Origin of the sequence: Mesorhizobium sp. M7A.F.Ce.TU.012.03.2.1 (assembly GCF_004006095.1) — a bacterium.
In the GTDB taxonomy this organism is placed as follows: Bacteria; Pseudomonadota; Alphaproteobacteria; order Rhizobiales; family Rhizobiaceae; genus Mesorhizobium.
This window is the reverse complement of sequence record NZ_CP034779.1, coordinates 2,701,279-2,719,136: the sequence shown is the minus strand read 5'-3', so window position 1 is coordinate 2,719,136 and position 17,858 is coordinate 2,701,279. Positions and strand designations below refer to the sequence as shown.

Here is a 17,858-nt window from a genome sequence, read left to right as displayed (position 1 = left end):
CTCAATCCTGGTGGAGAATGAATTCCAGATAGAGGTTGCGCTGCAGGATCGAGTGGTTGTCGTCGGAGATCAGCGACACCATCAGCGCGCCGTCGTCGCGGCTCCAGACGTCGAGCCCTTCCATATTGTCGATCTGGTAGTCCATGTCGGCCTCCAGCAGCACCGGCCCGTCGGCGACCGCGCCCTTCTCGACGCTTTCGCCGTAGATGCGCCGCAGCCGCATCTTGACGCCGCTGGCCATCGAGAAACTGCGCTCCAGAAGCAACAGATCACCATCGGGCAGGAAGGCGCCGTCGGTGATGTCGAAATCGCCATTGCGCTTGACGGTGAAGACGCCCTTGTGCGGCCCTTCGATGATGGCGGCATAGATGTTGCCGGCCTTGTCCAGGCTCTTCTCGGAGACCACGACCAGGCCGCCCTCATGCTGGCCGTTGGCATTGGCGTGGGTGACGGTCTCGAAGCCGCGATTCTGGCGCAGCTCGCGGGCCGGCACGACGAAATCCAGCGGCTTGAACGGCGCCTTCATGTCGTTGGGGTCGATCTTGAACTGGGCGACGCGGTGGCTGCGCTCGAAGCCGACGGTGGCGATGCCGTCCTTGACCGCGAGACCTTCCGCATCGACCTCCCATTTCCTGTCGATCGGCCGGCCGGTCTGGTCCACCATCTGCTGCATGCGGAAATTCTGGATGCCGGAGGGTCGCTTTTCCGCGTCGCGGACCACCGTGCCGAAGAACCAGAAGCCGGTGTCGGCAACGCCGATGAAGTCACCGCCGGCTTTCAGGAAGCGGAAGGCTGACAGCGCGCCGAAATCGCGTGTCGGCGAGGTCATCTCCAGCCCGCCGACGAATTCGAAAGCGCCGAACTGCTTGTCGGCACGGCCAATGTGGAATTGGGTGATCGGGCGGGCCGAGATTTCGACCGGTTCGACAGAACCAGAGTCAGCCGAACCGGCTGCCGCCGAAGCCACGCCGGAAAGCAGGACGATGGCGGCGAAAAGCGTCTGCCGAAACCCGCCGCGCCTGGAAATCATCCGGCGCGCCGCATACCACCGCCGCGTCGCGTATCCTTCGCGCTTTCCTCGGCGAACAGCGAAGCCAGTTGCTCGGTCATGGCGCCGGCCAGTTCCTCGGCATCGACGATGGTGACAGCGCGGCGGTAGTAGCGCGTGACGTCGTGGCCGATGCCGATGGCCAGCAGTTCCACCGGCGAACGCGTCTCGATCAGCTCGATGACGGCGCGCAGATGGCGCTCGAGATAGTTGCCCGGATTGACCGACAGCGTCGAATCGTCGACCGGCGCGCCGTCCGAGATCATCATCAGGATCTTGCGCTGCTCGGGCCGGGCGATCAGCCGGTTGTGCGCCCACAGCAGCGCCTCGCCGTCGATATTTTCCTTGAGCAGGCCTTCGCGCATCATCAGGCCGAGATTGCGCCGTGCCCGCCGCCATGGATGGTCGGCGGACTTGTAGATGATGTGGCGCAGATCGTTGAGCCGGCCAGGATTCGGCGGCTTGCCATCCTTCAGCCATTTCTCGCGCGCCTGCCCGCCCTTCCACGCCCGTGTCGTGAAGCCGAGGATCTCGACCGAGACGCCGCAACGCTCCAGCGTGCGCGCCAAGATGTCGGCGCAGGTTGCCGCGACCGTGATCGGCCGGCCGCGCATCGAGCCGGAATTGTCGAGCACCAGCGTCACCACCGTGTCGCGAAATTTGGTGTCGCGCTCCTGCTTGAACGACAGCGGCTGCATCGGGTCGATGACGACCCGCACCAGCCTTGCCGGGTCGAGGTAACCTTCTTCCAGGTCGAAATCCCAGGAGCGGTTCTGCTGCGCCATCAGCCGGCGCTGTAGCCGGTTGGCCAGCCGCCCAACGACGCCGGACAGATTGGCCAGCTGCTTGTCGAGGAAGGCGCGCAGCCGGTCGAGTTCTTCTTCTTCGCACAGTTCCTCGGCGCCGACCGTCTCGTCGAAAGCCGTGGTGAAGACCTTGTAGTCGATTTCCTTCGGCAGATTGGTGAAGGGATTGTCGTTACGGCGCGCCTCGCCGGGTGTTTCGGCATCGGCGTCGTCATCGTCGGACAGATCGTCGGCGGTGGCATCGGAGGCTTCCGTCTCGGCCGACTGCTCGTCATCGGCCGAAGCTTCGGCATCCTCGGACTGCGACTGCTCGGAGCCGGAATCCTCTTCGCCACCCTCCTCGCTCTGCTCCTCGCCTTGCGGCTGGTTGTCGTCATTGTCCTCGGAATCTTCCGTCTCCTGGTCGTCGCCAAGTTCCTCGGCCATTTCCATGGAGGCGAGCATCTCGCGCACGACCCGGGCGAACGCCTGCTGGTCGCCGAGCTTGGCCGACAATCCGTCGAGGTCGGCCTTGGCCTTCTCCTCGACCCAAGGGCGCCAGAGTTCGACCAGCCGCTCGCCGCTTTTCGGGACCGGGCGGCCGGTCAGCTTCTCGCGGACCATCAGGGCAAGAGCTTCCTCGATCGGCGCGTCGGCCTTGTCCTTGATGTCGACGAGGTTGGCCTTGGCGTATTTGTCCTCCAGCATCGAGCCGATATTGTCGGCAACGCCCTGCATGGCGCGTGAGCCTATCGCCTCGACGCGAGCCTGCTCGACCGCGTCATAGATGGCGCGGGCCGCCTTGCCTTCCGGCGCCAGCTTGGTGTGGATGCGCACATCATGGCAGGCGCGCTTCAGCGCCATGGAATCGCCGAGGCCGCGGGTGATCGCAATATCGGTCTTCGATGCCTTCTTGGGCAGCTCCGGCAAGCGCGCGCGGCTGCCGGCGAGCGCCGGCCGGTCCTTGGCGAAACCGACCTCCAGTTCCTTGTCGCCGGCAATGGCGCGCATGCAGACGGTGACGGCGCGCTTGAAGCTATCGGCTTCAGACCCCGTCTTCGACTTGTTGCGCGTGTTGTCGCCCGGACCCGCCATCGAGACCCTGCTTAGCCCAGCACCACGTTGGCGGCGCTCTCGGGCAGATCCTCGCCGAAGGCGCGCTGATAGAACTCGGCCACCACCGAGCGCTCCAGTTCGTCGCATTTGTTGAGGAAGGTCAGCCGGAACGCCATGCCGATATTGCCGAATATCTCGGCATTCTCGGCCCATGTGATCACCGTGCGCGGGCTCATCACGGTCGACAGATCGCCGTTGATGAAGGCCGAGCGCGTCATGTCGGCGACGCGCACCATCTTGTTGACGATGTCCTTGCCCTTGCCGTCGCGATAGTGCTTGGCCTTGGCCAGCACGATGGCGACTTCGTTGTCGTGCGGCAAATAGTTCAGCGTGGTGACGATCGACCAGCGGTCCATCTGCGCCTGGTTGATCTGCTGGGTGCCGTGATAGAGGCCGGTGGTGTCGCCAAGGCCGACCGTGTTTGCGGTCGAGAACAGCCGGAAGGCCGGATGCGGGCGAATGACCCGGCTCTGGTCGAGCAGCGTCAGCCGGCCCGACGATTCCAGCACGCGCTGGATGACGAACATCACATCCGGACGGCCGGCATCGTACTCGTCGAAGCACAGCGCGACATTGTGCTGGTAGGCCCAGGGCAGGATGCCGTCGCGGAATTCGGTGATCTGCAAACCGTCCTTGACGACGATCGCGTCCTTGCCGACGAGATCGATACGGCTGACATGGCTGTCGAGGTTGACGCGCACGCAAGGCCAGTTGAGGCGAGCGGCGACCTGTTCGATATGGGTCGACTTGCCGGTGCCGTGATAGCCCGACACCATGACGCGGCGGTTGTAGGCAAAGCCCGCAAGGATCGCCATCGTCGTGTTCTTGTCGAACAGATAGTCCGGATCGATGTCCGGCACATGCTCCGATGTCACCGAATAGGCCGGCACCACCATCTTGGACTCGAAGCCGAATTTCTCCTTCACCGACACCGTCGTGTCGGGCAGGTTGGCGATGTCACGATCGACCTTGTTCATATCTCTCAACGTCTCCACGGGCGAAACGTCTGATTTCGCCGGCAATCGATTTTGTCCGGGGGCGGTCTTAGAGCCTTTTCCAACCTTATGAAAGTTGGAAAACGACACGAACCGTATGGCCGCTCAGCACAGGCCCGCCTGTTTGAGCACGCGATAGGCCTGCAGCACATCGCGGAACCGGTCTTCCGAACCTCTGTCGCCACCATTCGCATCCGGATGGTGCAGTTTCACCAGTTCCTTATAGCGCGCCTTGATCTCCTTGCCAGTCGCCTTTGTATCAAGACCAAGCGTTTCCAGCGCCTTGGCCTCAAGCGGCTTGGCCTTGCGCTCGCGCGCCTCGCGCGGATCCTTCGGTCCCTTGAACAGGTCGAACGGGTCGCGCATGCGGTTATAGTAGCCGGCCCGGCCGGAACGCATCTGGGCCATATCGGGCGACGATCGCGTCGAGGCTCCGTTGGCGCCCATTTTCCAGGTCGGCCGGTGCCCGGTCATGGCTTCCTTCTGGAAGCGCGCGACCTCGGTGTCCGGCACGCCGGAAAAGTAGTTGAAGCCCTTGTTGTACTCGCGCACATGATCGAAGCAGAAGTGGAAATACTCGCCTTCCTTCATGCGCCCGACCGGCGCACGATGGGTGCCCGCTTCCTTGCAGCCGTCCCACTGGCAGATCGGCGAGTGCGACTTCAGCTCCGCGTCCTTGTCGGGGCGGACGCGAATCTTCTCGAAATATTTGGGGTACGGCTTCATCTTACCCATTTATGGGGCGTTCGCAGATGCGAAACAAGAATTGACATTTTCGCGATCATCGCCCTAACCGCTGAATCGCGGCATAAAGCAGGCGAATGGCGGATTTTGTTGCTCGGCGGCGGCCCCTTGCGAAACCGATTTTCGGTTTCCAGGCCGAGACGCCAGCGATATGTGGTGAAGGGAGATGGCGATGTCCATACAGGCGACCATGGAAGACAAGCTCAATAAGGCATTTTCGCCGGACAGGCTGGTTATCATCAACGAGAGCCATCTCCATGCCGGCCACCACCATCACGGCTCCGACCATCACGGCACTTATGACGGCACCGGCGAGACGCATTTTCGCGTCCGCGTCGTCGCTTCCGCCTTTGCCGGCATGAGCCGCATCGACCGTCACCGCGCCGTCAATGAACTGCTTGCCGACGAATTGAAGGCCGGCGTGCACGCGCTGGCGATCGAACCGGCGGCTCCCGGCGAAAAGACCCGCTGGTAGCTCGGTTCCGCCGATCGTTTTTCGCCGCGCTCAGAAGAGCACCGCTTCGATGAGGAACGGCCCGCGCCGTGACAGCGCGCTGTCCAGCAGCGCCTCGAAGCGCTCGCACGTATCGGCGCGAGCCGCCTCCACGCCCATGCCTTTGGCCAGCGACACCCAGTCGAGCGAGGGATGGTCGAGGTCGAGCATGCGCCTGGCGTTCTCGCCGATCGCGCCCACGCCGACATTCTTCATCTCGCCATGCAGGATTGCATAGGTTCGATTGGAAAACACGATCGTCACCACGTCGAGCTTTTCCCGCGCCTGCGTCCACAATCCCTGTACCGTGTACATGCCGCTGCCGTCGGCTTCGAGGTTGATCACCTTGCGGTCCGGACAGGCGATTGCCGCCCCGGTCGCCATCGGGATGCCGCCGCCGATCGATCCGCCCGTGCCCATCATGTAGTCGTGCGGCGCTGCAAAGGCCGACAGCGCGAAGAAACGCCTGGCCGAGGTGACCGCTTCATCGCAAACGATCGCATCGGCCGGCAGTTTCCGCGCCACCGACAGCGCGATGGCATCTTCCGTCAGCTTGCCGTTCGGCGTTGCCTCGTCGGGAAAAGCGGCCGCGAGCACCTGTTGTTGTGACGGCTTGATGCCAAGTTCGTCGCGAAGCGCCTCCAGCGCCGCATGCAGATCGTCGCCATGGGCGGCCAGTGTCAGCACCTCGCAGCCTTCCCGGACGAGCCGTCCCGGTTTCCCCGGATAGGCGAAGAAGGCCACCGGCTCCTTCGCGCCGACCAGGATCAGAACATCGACATCCCTGAGCACAGCCATCGCCGCATCGACCGGATAGGGAATGCGGGTCGGCGCGACACGCCCGCGCCCGCGTTGCATCCGTGCGATCAGAACCTCGCCGAACAGGCGGACATCGCTGCCCGTCGAAATCTGCCCGGCGATGGCGAGCCCATCGGCGCGTGCGGCCTTTCCGCGAACGATCATGCCTGCCCGGCCCGGAGCGGTACGGATCGCCGCGGCGACCTTGCGCACGGCATCCATATCGACGGCCGGCGCTGGCACCAGCTTCACCTTGCCGACCGAAACCGCGTCGACTGCGCCCCAGGCGGCATCCGCCGGCAGGATCATCGTCGCGACGCCGGGCGGTGTCAGCGAGGCACGAAAGGCTGCTTCAGCTGCCGGCACGATATCGGCCGAGCCCTTGACGCGGCCGACCCAGTTGGACATCGGCGCCGCAAGGCTCTCGATATCGCTGGTGAGCGGGGCATCGAGCGGCAGATGGTAAGAGGCGTGGTCGCCGACGATGTTGATCATCGGGCTGAAGGCACGCCGGGCATTGTGCATGTTGGCGAGCCCGTTGGCCAGGCCGGGACCGGTATGCAGCAGCGTCGCGGCCGGCCGATCGGTCATCCGCGCATAGCCATCGGCGGCACCCGTCACCACGCCCTCGAACAGCCCGAGCACGCAACGCATTTTCGGCTTGCGGTCAAGTGCTGCAACGAAATGCATTTCGGAGGTGCCGGGATTGGCAAAGCAGACCGTCACATCATTGGCCAGAAGCACGTCACACAGGACATCGGCGCCGTTCATGCAATTCCCTCCCGCTCACGATCGAAGAGCACTTGCACCCGGGCGCGCCCGCACAGCAATATCCCGCCGCCACTTTTGATCTGATCCAGTGCCGTAAGGATCAGCCAACCGTCGATTTCAGGAATGCCAGCGCGGCCGCGGTCAGCGCATCGCCGTCCTCGCCGAAATCGCGATTGATCGACATATGCGTGTAGGCGCTGCCGTCGAACAGCGTGACCTGGGTGCCCGTCGCGCGCAGGCGCTCGGCAAAGGCCTTGGAGTCCTCACTCCGGCCAGGGGCGCGCGAATAGGCAATGAACGTCGGCGGGTGCTTGCGGCCGTCGACATGGCTGGCCGGCGACAGTGCCGCCCATTGCGCGGGATTGGAAAAGACGCGGGCATAGGCCCGCACCATGCCGCCCTTCCTGGCAAGTGCTGCAAGATCATAGGCCCTGGTATCGTCGAGAATGAGCGCAGCTATGCCGGGCAATCCGCCGCGCATGCCGGTCAGCGCAATCAGATGGCAGCCGGCCGAATGGCCCATGCCAACGATGCGGTTTGGATCGCCGCCATGCCGGGCGATGTTGGCCCTGATGTAGGCGTAGGCCTTTTCGACGTCACCGGCCTGGGTGGCGACATCGGCCTGCGGCAACATGCGATAATCGATGGAGACGAAGCAAAAGCCGTTGGCGAGCAGAAAAGCCGGTTTGGCGTCGACCTGACTGCGTTTGCCAAACTGCCAGGTACCGCCATGAACGAAAACCACGACCGGCAGGCCGATTGCCCCATCGGGCGCATAGATGTCGAGCTTGGCCGGCCCGTAGTCGAAGGTCTTTGGCGTGGGTCGGCGTGTTTCCGACGCGGCCGATGCTTCCAACGGCAGCATCGCCGCCACCGAGGCCATGATCAGGCTTCGTCGATCGATCATCATTGTCTCCTGGCGAGGCAAGACTGCACGCGGCGGCCCCAGCCGTCCAGTCAGGGATTCGCAACACACCCGCTACCCGCGCTGAATGCCGCTCCGCACCGAGCGCCTTGATCTCGGAGTGGCCTCGAATCTTACGATCGCAGCCACCTCTTCACATGAAGGGAACAAACGGTACCCCCCGACAGTTGAATGCGAGGTGAGCCGAATGGAAGCCACAGCGGCTCCGAGGGCAAAAGCATCATGCGAGAGAACCAGTCTGACGTCTTCGATCTGTTTTCGGAAATTTACACCAACGCGGCGCAGGAAGAGATCAGCATCCAGCAATATCTCCTTGCCTGCCGCGAGGACAAGTCGATGTATGCCTCGGCGCCTGAACGAATGGTCGAGGCGATCGGCGAGCCGAACCTGGTCGACACCAGCAAGGATGAGCGGCTCGGCCGCATATTCTCCAATCGGACCCTGAAAGTGTACCCCTCCTTTGCCGATTTCTATGGCATGGAGGACACAATCGAGCGCATCGCCGGCTATTTTCGCTATGCGTCCCAGGGGCTCGAGGAGCGCAAGCAAATCCTCTATTTGCTCGGCCCCGTGGGCGGCGGCAAATCCTCCCTTGCCGAGCGTCTGAAGAAATTGATGGAACAGCGCCCGATCTACACGCTGAAGGTCGGTAATCAGGTCAGCCCGGTTTTCGAATCGCCGCTTGGTCTTTTCCATCCTGATCGCATGGGCGACCTGCTGGAGGACAAATACGGCATTGCCCGACGCCGGTTGAATGGGCTCATTTCGCCATGGGCGGCCAAGCGCCTCGACGAACTTTCCGGCGACATTTCCAAGTTCAGCGTCGTCAAGCTGATGCCGTCGCGACTGCGCCAGATCGGCATCGCCAAGACCGAGCCCGGCGACGAGAACAATCAGGACGTTTCGGCCCTGGTCGGCAAGGTGGACATCCGGCAATTGGAAAACTTCAGCCAATCCGATCCGGACGCCTATTCCTATAGTGGCGGACTGAACCGGACCACCCAGGGGCTGCTTGAATTCGTCGAAATGTTCAAGGCGCCTATCAAGGTCCTGCATCCGCTGCTGACCGCCACCCAGGAAGGCAGCTACAACGGCACCGAAAATTTCGGCGCCTTTCCCTACCAGGGAATCATCGTGGCCCATTCCAATGAGTCGGAATGGCTGCAGTTCAAGAACAACAAGAACAATGAGGCTTTTCTCGATCGCATCCTCGTGGTCAAGGTGCCGTATTGCCTGCGGATAACCGAAGAGCGGCGGATCTACGAGAAACTGCTGCGGGAGAGCGAATTGGCCGCCAGTCCTTGCGCTCCAGAGGTGCTGGACATCCTCAGCCGGTTTACCGTCTCGACCCGCTTGGCCGAGCACGACAACTCGCCGCTCTACACCAAGATGCGCGCCTATGATGGCGAGAACCTCAAGGAGGTCGACCCCAAGGCAAAGTCGGTTCAGGAATATCGGGACGCCGCCGGCGTCGACGAGGGCATGGCCGGCGTCAGCACGCGCTTTGCCTTCAAGATCCTGTCGCAGACCTTCAACTACGACACCGAAGAGGTGGCCGCCGACCCCGTGCACCTCATGTACATCCTGGAGGAGGCGATCAAGCGCGAACAGTTTCCGAAGGAGACGGAAGCCGCCTATCTGGAGTTCATCAAGTCCGAGCTGGCCGCGCGGTATGCCGAGTTCATCGGCCATGAGATCCAGAAAGCCTATCTGGAATCGTACAGCGAGTACGGCCAGAATCTTTTCGACCGCTACATCGCCTATGCCGACGCCTGGATCGAAGACCAGGACTACAAGGATCCCGACACCGGCCAGATCCTCAACCGCGAGGTTTTGGACAACGAGCTTTCGCAGGTCGAAAAACCGGCCGGCATCGCCAATCCCAAGGATTTCCGCAATGAGGTGGTGAAATTCACGCTGCGCGCCCGTGCAAGAAACCATGGCCGCAACCCGGCGTGGACAAGTTACGAAAAGCTGCGGGAAGTCATCGAGAAACGCATGTTCGGCCAGGTCGAGGACCTCCTGCCGGTGATCAGTTTCGGCTCCAAGCAGGACAGCGTCACGGAAAAGCGGCACAATGAATTCGTGCAGCGGATGGTCGAGCGCGGCTACACCGAGCGGCAGGTTCGTCGCCTTGTGGACTGGTACATGCGGGTGAACAGGGCGGGTTAGAGAACCCGGATGGTTCCATGCCGATCTTCATCGACCGCCGCCTGAACCCGAAAGACAAGAGCCTCGGCAATCGCCAGCGCTTCCTGCGACGCGCGCGCGAGGAATTGAAACGGAGCATACGCGACCAGATCCGCACCGGCAGGATCGCCGACGCGGACTCCGAGCACGCCGTGCGCATGCCCGAAAGAGGCACAAGCGAGCCGAGCTTCAACAACGCCCGCGACAGCGGCAGGCGCCAGCACATCTTGCCGGGCAACAGGCATTTCTCCGCTGGAGACCTGATCCCCAAGCCCGGCGGAGGCGGCGGGGGAGCGTCGTCCCCGGGAAACAAGGCATCCGAGGACGACTTTCGTTTCGTACTGTCGCGCGAGGAAGTGCTCGATCTTTTCTTCGAGGATCTCGAACTCCCCGACATGGTCAAGCTCAACCTCAAGGAGATCCTTGCCTTCAAGCCGCGTAGGGCGGGCTTCGCCGCCACCGGTTCGCCGACCAACATCAATGTCGGCCGCACGATGCGCAACAGCCACGGCCGCCGCATTGCGCTGAGGCGCCCCAAGCAGGTCGAACTGGATGCGATCCTCGAGGAAATCGCCTCGCTCGAGGAGGCGCCATACAGCGCCGACGCGCGCCGGCGTATCGCGGCATTGCGCGAAGAGCTTGACCGGCTGGAACGACGCCGCCGACGCATTGCCTATGTCGATCCGGTCGACATCCGCTTCAACCGCTTCGATTCCCGGCCGGTGCCGAACGCCAATGCCGTCATGTTCTGTCTGATGGACGTGTCCGGGTCCATGGGCGAGCGCGAGAAGGATCTGGCCAAGCGCTTCTTCGTCTTGCTGCACCTGTTCTTGAAACGACGCTACGACCGCATCGAGATTGTCTTCATCCGCCACACGCACCTGGCTCAGGAGGTCGACGAGGAGACATTTTTCTACAACACCCAAAGCGGCGGCACTGTCGTTTCCACCGCGCTGGAGGAAATGCACCGTATTATCGCGAGCCGCTACCCGGCCCACGACTGGAATATCTATGCTGCCCAGGCCTCGGACGGCGACAATTTCGCCGGCGATTCAGAGCGATGCATTTCGCTTCTCAACGGCGAGCTCATGCGGCTGTGCCAGTATTTTGCCTATGTCGAGATCATCGACGAGCGTGAAGCCCATATTTTCGGCTCGACCGAAAACGGGACATCGCTGTGGCGTGCCTATAACGCCATCGACCAGAAATGGCCGAACTTCCAGATGAGCCGCATCGCTACGCCCGCCGATATCTACCCGGTCTTTCGCCAGCTTTTCGGCAGGCAGCCGGTCTCCCTCAAGCGGGCATGAGGGTTCCCGATGGTCAGACAAGCCAGCAAATCCAGCCTGCTTTTTTCAGGGTCCGACTGGGATTTCAAAACATTGTCGCGGGCCTATGACGCGATCGAGGCACTTGCGGTCGAAGAGCTTCATCTGGACACCTATCCCGTTCAGATGGAGATCATCTCTTCGCAACAGATGCTCGACGCCTATTCGTCCATTGGCATGCCATTGATGTACCGTCACTGGTCTTTCGGCAAACATTTCCTCCACCAGGATCTGCTCTATCGCAAGGGCGGGCGAGGGCTTGCTTATGAACTGGTCATCAATTCCAATCCCTGCATCGTCTATCTGATGGAGGAAAACACCATGGCCCTGCAGGCCTTGGTGACGGCCCATGCAGCTCTCGGGCACAATCATTTCTTCAAGAACAATCAATTGTTCAAACAATGGACGGATGCAGGTGCGATCCTCGGCTACCTGGACTTCGCCAAGGGCTACATAGTCCGTTGCGAGGAGCGGCACGGCCTCGCCGCCGTCGAGGCTGTGCTCGATTCCGCCCACGCGCTGATGGATCAGGGCGTGTTTCGCTATCACCGGCCGCCGAGGCTGTCGTCGGAACGGCAGCGCGAAGGAATTCGCGAGCGTCTCGAATACGAGGAGCGCTCCTACAACGACTTGTGGCGTACGCTGCCGCCTTCGCAGCAAGCGGCCAACGACAAGGGCCAGGACCCGGAGCGGAAGAAATCGCTAAACCTGCCTGAGGAAAACCTGCTCTATTTCCTGGAAAAGAACAGCCCGGTCCTGGAGCCCTGGCAGCGTGAGATCATCAGGATCGTTCGGGTCATCGCGCAATATTTTTACCCGCAACGGCAAACACAGGTGATGAACGAGGGCTGCGCCACGTTCGTGCACTATACGCTGATGAACATGCTGTTCGACCGCGGCCAGATCAGCGAAGGCGCCATGCTCGAAATCCTGCGCAATCATTCCAACGTGGTCTTTCAGCCGGCGTTCGACGATCCGCGTTTTTCAGGCATCAACCCCTATGCTCTCGGCCTCGACATGATGCAGGACATTCAGCGCATTTCGACCAAACCCACGGCTGAGGACCGCGATTGGTTCCCCGACATCGCTGGCCAGGGCAACTGGCGCGAGGTCCTGCTTGACGCTTGGGCCGAGCACCGCGACGAATCCTTCATCCGCCAGTACCTCAGTCCCGCCTTGATCCGGAAATGGCGGTTTTTTGTGCTTGGCGACGCTGCCGACCAACCGCATTGTCTGGTCGCCTCGATCCACGACGAGCGCGGCTACGCCAAGATACGCGCCACGCTCGCCAACAGCTATGATCTCGGCGCGAACCGGCCGGACATTCAGGTGGTGGATGTCGATCTGCTCGGCGACCGCCATTTGCGCCTGCAGCACAAGGTCAATGACGGCATCCTGCTCGAGGATGCCAGCCGCGACGCCACGCTTCGTCACATCCGCAGGCTTTGGGGTTATGAAGTCAGCCTGGCGGCCATAGATGCAGAGACCGGCGCGACGATCCACGAACGCTCGACAAGCCAGATCGCCGGATGACGTGCCCCGGCCTCCCTGCACGTATCAGGTGTCGCCGGCTGGCCTGATCCTCAGCCTTGCGATCCGGTTCTTGTCGCGTTTCATGACGATGAAGCGCTTGCCGTGGAACGTAAAAGCCTGCTTCTCCTCGGGGATCGATTGCGTCTCGTGGATGACGAGGCCGGCAATGGTGGTGGCCTCCTCATCCGGCAGGTTCCAGTCGAGAGCCCGGTTGAGATCACGGATGGGCACCGTACCGTCGACGACCACGGAGCCGTCGGCCTCCTGCTTGACGCCCTGTATGTCGACATCATGCTCGTCAGCGATCTCGCCGACGATCTCCTCGATAATGTCCTCCAGCGTCACCAGCCCTTCGACCTCGCCATATTCGTCGACCACGACGGCGAAATGCGCCTTGCGGCGAAGGAAGGCGTTGAGTTGTTCCTGCAAGGTCGTGGTGTCGGGCACGAACCATGGTTTCGAGGCGATCTTCATCACATCGATCCTGGAGAAGTCGTTGCCGACTTCGTTCAAGGCGCGCAGCAGATCCTTTGCATGCAGCACGCCGACGATGTTGTCGAGCGAGCCTTTCCACAGCGGCATGCGGGTGTGCGGGCTTTGCAAAATCTCGCGCACCACCGCTTCCGGCGCATTGTCGGCATTGACCGAGCGCATATTGGTGCGGTGGACCATGATGTCGGAGACTTCGAGCTCGGCGAGATCGAACAGGCCGCCGACGCGGTCGCGATCCTCGCGCACCACCTGGCCGTCGCGGCGGAAATCATCGACCGCGCCGCGCAATTCGTCCTGGCTGGAACGCTGCGGCTCGATGCGCGAAAGCTCGTATCCGAACATGGCAAGCAGGCGCGTGCGCACGGCAACGAGCAGCACGATGAGGATGGCAAGGACGGCAACGACGATCCAGCCGGGCTCGTTGGTCATCTCGGCCGCATTTTCTGCTGGTCCGGATGGTTTTCTGTCAGAAACGACAGCACTTCCGATGCCGGAACATCCTTGGCAATGAAAGCTTGGCCGACGCCGCGCGTCAGGATGAAGGTCAGCGCGCCGCGCGACACCTTCTTGTCCTGGGTGATAAATGCCAGCAGCGCCTCGGCGTCAGGCAGATCGCCCGATATGTCGGCTATCCGCCAGGGCAGGCCGACGGCGCGCAGATGCGCCTCGACGCGCGCGGCATCGTCGGGGCTGGCCAGATTGAGCCGCGACGAGAACCGGTAGGCCAGCGCCATGCCGATGGCGACGCCTTCGCCATGGACGAGGCGGCTTCCGTCATATTGGGTGGCGGCTTCCAGCGCGTGGCCGAATGTGTGGCCGAGATTGAGCAGCGCGCGGTCGCCGGTCTCGAACTCGTCGCGCGCAACCACGTCGGCCTTGGCGCGGCAGGCTTCGGCGATCGCCTGCGTCCTCTCCGGCCCGCAGGCAAAAACCTGGGCCCAATTCTTTTCCAGCCAGGTGAAAAATTCTGGCCGGTCGATGAGCCCGTATTTGGCGAGTTCGGCATAGCCGGCGCGGAATTCGCGGATCGGCAGCGTGTCGAGCACTCCGGTGTCGGCCAGCACCAGTTTCGGCTGATGGAAGACGCCGACGAGGTTCTTGCCGCGTGGGCTGTTGATGCCGGTCTTGCCGCCGACCGAGGAATCGACCTGCGCCAGCAGCGAGGTCGGGATCTGCACGAAATTCATGCCGCGCCGCACGATGCCGGCGGCAAAGCCCGCAAGGTCGCCAATAACGCCGCCACCGAAGGCGATGACGATGTCGCCGCGCTCCAGTTTCGCAGCCAGAACACCGTCGACCACTTCCTCGAGATGGGCAAAACTCTTGGTCTTCTCGCCGGGCGGCAGCGTGATGATGGCGGGCTGGATGCCACCCGTGTCGAGCCCGGCCTTGAGCGCATCGAGATGCGCTGCCGCGACATTGGCGTCGGTGACGACCGCGGCGCGTGTGCCCGGCAGGCGACCCGATATCTCGGCGCCCGCGCGGGACAACAATCCCGAGCCGATCAGAATGTCATAGGTCCGATCGCCAAGGCCGACTTCGACGACGACGGGTGCCTCGATGCTCACGATTCCACCTCGCCCGTCGCAGCCGCCTCATCGATGCCGAAATGCCGGCACAGCGCGTCCACCACTTCGGTCGCGATGACTTCCTTGCGATCATCGCGGGTCGGCACTGTGACGTCGGATGTCGCGTAGACCGGATAGCGCTCGCCCATCAGCCGCTCCAGCACGGCGCGGGGGTCGTCGCTTTTCAGGAGCGGCCGGTTCTGTTTCTTGGAGACGCGGTCCATCAGAAGATCGAGCTCGGCCTTCAGCCATACCGACACGCCCTGCGCTGCAATCGCCTCGCGCGTCTGCGCATTCATGAAGGCGCCGCCGCCGGTCGACAGCACCTGCGGGCCGTTTTCCAGCACGCGCAGGATGACGCGCTGCTCCAGCGCCCGGAATTCGGTCTCGCCATAGCGCTCGAACAGCTCCGGAACGGTCATGCGCGAGACGCTTTCGATCTCTTGGTCGCTGTCGATGAAGGGCAGCGCCAGCATCGTCGCCACCTTGCGGCCGATCGCCGTCTTGCCGGCACCCATCAATCCGACGAAGACGACGGAACGGCTGCCCAGCCGGCCAAGCAACGCGGCGTAGGTCTCGTCTGGAGGATTTGCTGGCAACGCGTTCATCGGATGTTTCGAAGGCCCTCTTTGCCGGCGTATCGACATGAAAAGCCCGTTTGCGTCAAGCGTGGCAAGCGCCTTGAACCCGACATGGACCGGCAGGGTCTGCATCAGAAGTTGCTAACAGGCCTCCGCTTCTTCCTTGAATTGGCCGGATTGGCGTCCCATAAGGGGACAGGGTTTGGAAACGCAGAACAAGAAGACGGGCGAAAATTGATGCCGACACTGTTTCGCTTTGTCGTGGTAACAGCGATTCTGGCAGGTATTGCCTATGGTGCGATGTTCGCACTGGTGATGTTCGTCGAGCCAAAGAAGGGCGAAATGAGCGTGCGCATCCCTCCGGAAAAGCTGAACCCCAAGAAAAGCTGAACCCGAAGAAAAGTTGAATGAACAGCGCCGCCCGCATCGAAGCCTTTCTGGAAATGCTGAGCGCCGAGCGGGGCGCGGCTGAAAATACGCTTTCCTCCTACCGCCGCGACCTCGAGGACGCTTCTGGCGCGATCGATGGCGGGCTGGCTGGTGCCGCCGCCGCCGATATCCGCACCTATCTCGACGACATTGCCGCCCGCGGCTTTGCCGCCACGTCGCAGGCGCGCAAACTGTCGGCGATCCGCCAGTTCTTCAAATTCCTCTACGCCGAAGGCCTGCGCGGCGATGACCCGACCGGCACGCTGGACAGCCCGAGAAAGGGCCGCCCGCTGCCCAAGACGATGAGCGAGGCGGACACCGGCCGGCTGATCGACCGTGCGGCGCTTGAGGCCGGCGATGCCTCGTCGGACGATGGGGACAGTCTGGCGTCACTGCGCCTGCATGCGCTGGTCGAGGTGCTTTACGCCACCGGCCTGCGCGTTTCCGAGCTGGTCGGCCTGCCGGTGACGGTGGCGCAGCGCGACGACCGTTTCTTCATGGTGCGCGGCAAGGGCGACAAGGAGCGCATGGTGCCGCTCTCGGCCAAGGCACGCGCGGCGATGAAGACCTGGCTTGCCGCCCGCGCCAGGGTGCCCGCCTTTGCCGACAGTCCGTTCCTGTTTCCGGCCGCCTCCGACAGCGGCTATCTCTCGCGCCAGGTCTTCGCGCGTGACCTGAAAGGGCTGGCGGCAAGGGCCGGCATCGCCTCGGCGAAGATCTCGCCGCACGTGCTGCGCCATGCTTTCGCCAGCCATCTCCTGCAGAACGGCGCCGATCTCCGGGCCGTGCAGCAATTGCTTGGCCATGCCGACATATCGACGACACAGATTTACACCCATGTGCTGGAAGAGCGGCTGGTGCGGCTGGTCAACGATCATCATCCGCTTGCCGACTAGGCCTCATATCGCTATGTGAGGACGACATTTCACCGCCCGGAGCCTTGGATTCAAGGGTTCCGTCAGCCACTGCCTTCCGACGTATCGGTCCGCTCACGCATGTATAATTACCTCGATTTCGAAAAGCCGGTGCAGGACCTCGAGGGCAAGATCCTCGAGCTGAAGAAGCTTGCCGAGAATGGCGAGGCGGTCGATGTCGGCGACGAGATCAGCCGTCTTGAGAAGCGCTCCCGCGACGCGCTGCGCGACGCCTACAAGGCGCTGACGCCGTGGCAGAAGGTGCAGGTGGCTCGCCATCCCGACAGGCCGCATTGCGTCGACTATATCAAGGGCCTGCTCACCGATTTCACGCCGCTGGCCGGCGACCGCAATTTCGGTGAGGACCAGGCGATCGTCGGCGGTTTCGCCCGTTTCCGCGGCGAACCCATTGCCATCATCGGCCAGGAAAAAGGTTCCGACACAGCCAGCCGCCTGAAACACAATTTCGGATCGGTTCGCCCGGAGGGCTACCGCAAGGCGGTACGGCTGATGGAACTGGCCGACCGCTTCAAGATCCCGCTGCTGACGCTGGTCGACACGGCCGGCGCCTATCCCGGTGTCAACGCCGAGGAGCGAGGCCAGGCGGAGGCTATCGCCCGTTCAACCTCGACCTGTCTCGGCCTGAAAGTGCCGTCGATCTCGGTGGTCATCGGCGAAGGCGGTTCGGGCGGCGCCATTGCCATCGCCACCGCCAACCGCGTCTACATGCTCGAACACGCCATCTATTCGGTGATTTCGCCGGAAGGGGCCGCCTCGATCCTGTGGCGCGACACAACGCGATCGAAGGACGCGGCGACCAACATGAAGATCACCGCGCAGGATCTTTTTGAATTAAAGATCATCGACGCCATCATCCCCGAGCCGCTCGGCGGTGCGCATCGCGGCGCCGAAACGGTGATCGCCGCGACCGGAGACCTCATCGCCAGGACGATGAAGGATTTTGCCGGCGCCAACACCGATTTCCGCGAGCAGCGCCGCGAAAAATACCTGGCCATGGGCCGCAGTCTCTGACCACAGGCAGCCTTGGCCGCAACAATGTGGCGGGGCGGAGCATTTTTGCCACAAAAATGCCGCTGCATTCGGCTCAATGAGACTGCCGCAGGGGGATGCGTCGGCACTTGCGGTAA

General features: G+C 62.6%; 16 protein-coding genes. 7 read left to right on the top strand and 9 right to left on the bottom strand.

What is annotated here, in order from left to right; genetic code table 11:
* Nucleotide 1: 1 nt before the first annotated feature.
* From EJ079_RS13105 to EJ079_RS13090, 4 genes are all read right to left on the bottom strand, one after another.
* Nucleotides 2-1,030, bottom strand: coding sequence for an esterase-like activity of phytase family protein (locus tag EJ079_RS13105; protein WP_127396394.1), 1,029 nt, complete (start codon nucleotides 1,028-1,030; stop codon nucleotides 2-4).
* Complete coding sequence (cobT, locus tag EJ079_RS13100; protein WP_013529369.1) at nucleotides 1,027-2,928, bottom strand: cobaltochelatase subunit CobT; 1,902 nt, start codon at nucleotides 2,926-2,928, stop codon at nucleotides 1,027-1,029. The genes EJ079_RS13105 and cobT overlap by 4 nt, the downstream gene beginning before the upstream one ends.
* Nucleotides 2,929-2,939: 11 nt before the next feature.
* Nucleotides 2,940-3,926, bottom strand: a complete 987-nt coding sequence (gene cobS, locus EJ079_RS13095) for a cobaltochelatase subunit CobS (RefSeq protein ID WP_013529367.1) — start codon at nucleotides 3,924-3,926, stop codon at nucleotides 2,940-2,942.
* A 123-nt stretch (nucleotides 3,927-4,049) separates the two neighbouring features.
* Nucleotides 4,050-4,679: a J domain-containing protein gene (locus EJ079_RS13090; RefSeq protein ID WP_013529366.1), complete on the bottom strand. Its 630-nt coding sequence runs from the start codon at nucleotides 4,677-4,679 to the stop codon at nucleotides 4,050-4,052.
* A gap of 181 nt (nucleotides 4,680-4,860) precedes the next feature.
* On the opposite strand from EJ079_RS13090, the gene EJ079_RS13085 reads away from it, so the two are divergent.
* A complete protein-coding gene (locus EJ079_RS13085) occupies nucleotides 4,861-5,163 on the top strand; it encodes a BolA family transcriptional regulator (protein ID WP_013529365.1) in 303 nt (100 codons plus the stop codon).
* 30 nt (nucleotides 5,164-5,193) lie between these two features.
* Here EJ079_RS13085 and EJ079_RS13080 read toward each other — a convergent pair whose 3' ends face one another.
* Complete coding sequence (locus EJ079_RS13080) at nucleotides 5,194-6,750, bottom strand: acetolactate synthase large subunit (RefSeq protein WP_127809181.1); 1,557 nt, start codon at nucleotides 6,748-6,750, stop codon at nucleotides 5,194-5,196.
* Between the two features lie 100 nt (nucleotides 6,751-6,850).
* A complete protein-coding gene (locus tag EJ079_RS13075) occupies nucleotides 6,851-7,657 on the bottom strand; it encodes an alpha/beta hydrolase (protein ID WP_127809180.1) in 807 nt (268 codons plus the stop codon).
* A 240-nt stretch (nucleotides 7,658-7,897) separates the two neighbouring features.
* On the opposite strand from EJ079_RS13075, the gene EJ079_RS13070 reads away from it, so the two are divergent.
* Genes EJ079_RS13070 through EJ079_RS13060 form a run of 3 tightly spaced genes read left to right on the top strand, consistent with a single transcriptional unit; the run spans nucleotide 7,898 to nucleotide 12,726 of the window.
* Complete coding sequence (locus EJ079_RS13070; protein WP_127398465.1) at nucleotides 7,898-9,847, top strand: PrkA family serine protein kinase; 1,950 nt, start codon at nucleotides 7,898-7,900, stop codon at nucleotides 9,845-9,847.
* A gap of 17 nt (nucleotides 9,848-9,864) precedes the next feature.
* On the top strand, nucleotides 9,865-11,175 hold the full coding sequence (locus tag EJ079_RS13065) for a YeaH/YhbH family protein (protein WP_127809179.1): 1,311 nt from the start codon (nucleotides 9,865-9,867) through the stop codon (nucleotides 11,173-11,175).
* A gap of 9 nt (nucleotides 11,176-11,184) precedes the next feature.
* Nucleotides 11,185-12,726, top strand: a complete 1,542-nt coding sequence (locus EJ079_RS13060) for a SpoVR family protein (protein ID WP_127396956.1) — start codon at nucleotides 11,185-11,187, stop codon at nucleotides 12,724-12,726.
* 24 nt (nucleotides 12,727-12,750) lie between these two features.
* Here the strand turns inward: EJ079_RS13060 and EJ079_RS13055 are convergent, their stop codons facing one another.
* From EJ079_RS13055 to EJ079_RS13045, 3 genes are read right to left on the bottom strand one after another with little or no spacing between them, the layout of a single operon-like run.
* On the bottom strand, nucleotides 12,751-13,647 hold the full coding sequence (locus EJ079_RS13055) for an HlyC/CorC family transporter (protein WP_127396955.1): 897 nt from the start codon (nucleotides 13,645-13,647) through the stop codon (nucleotides 12,751-12,753).
* On the bottom strand, nucleotides 13,644-14,786 hold the full coding sequence (aroB, locus tag EJ079_RS13050; protein ID WP_127809178.1) for a 3-dehydroquinate synthase: 1,143 nt from the start codon (nucleotides 14,784-14,786) through the stop codon (nucleotides 13,644-13,646). The genes EJ079_RS13055 and aroB overlap by 4 nt, the downstream gene beginning before the upstream one ends.
* Entirely contained in the window at nucleotides 14,783-15,394 is a 612-nt protein-coding gene (locus EJ079_RS13045) for a shikimate kinase (protein WP_127809177.1), read from the bottom strand. The genes aroB and EJ079_RS13045 overlap by 4 nt, the downstream gene beginning before the upstream one ends.
* 210 nt (nucleotides 15,395-15,604) lie before the next feature.
* On the opposite strand from EJ079_RS13045, the gene EJ079_RS13040 reads away from it, so the two are divergent.
* The 3 genes from EJ079_RS13040 (at nucleotide 15,605) to EJ079_RS13030 (ending at nucleotide 17,742) form a co-directional block, all read left to right on the top strand.
* Nucleotides 15,605-15,757 carry a histidine kinase gene (locus tag EJ079_RS13040; protein ID WP_127266685.1) on the top strand — a complete coding sequence of 51 codons (153 nt, stop codon included), beginning with the start codon at nucleotides 15,605-15,607 and terminating at the stop codon, nucleotides 15,755-15,757.
* Between the two features lie 17 nt (nucleotides 15,758-15,774).
* Nucleotides 15,775-16,692, top strand: a complete 918-nt coding sequence (locus tag EJ079_RS13035; protein ID WP_127809176.1) for a site-specific tyrosine recombinase XerD — start codon at nucleotides 15,775-15,777, stop codon at nucleotides 16,690-16,692.
* Between the two features lie 99 nt (nucleotides 16,693-16,791).
* The gene (locus tag EJ079_RS13030) at nucleotides 16,792-17,742 is read left to right on the top strand and encodes an acetyl-CoA carboxylase carboxyltransferase subunit alpha (protein WP_127380033.1); all 951 of its coding nucleotides are present in this window, start codon (nucleotides 16,792-16,794) and stop codon (nucleotides 17,740-17,742) included.
* Nucleotides 17,743-17,858 lie beyond the last annotated feature (116 nt).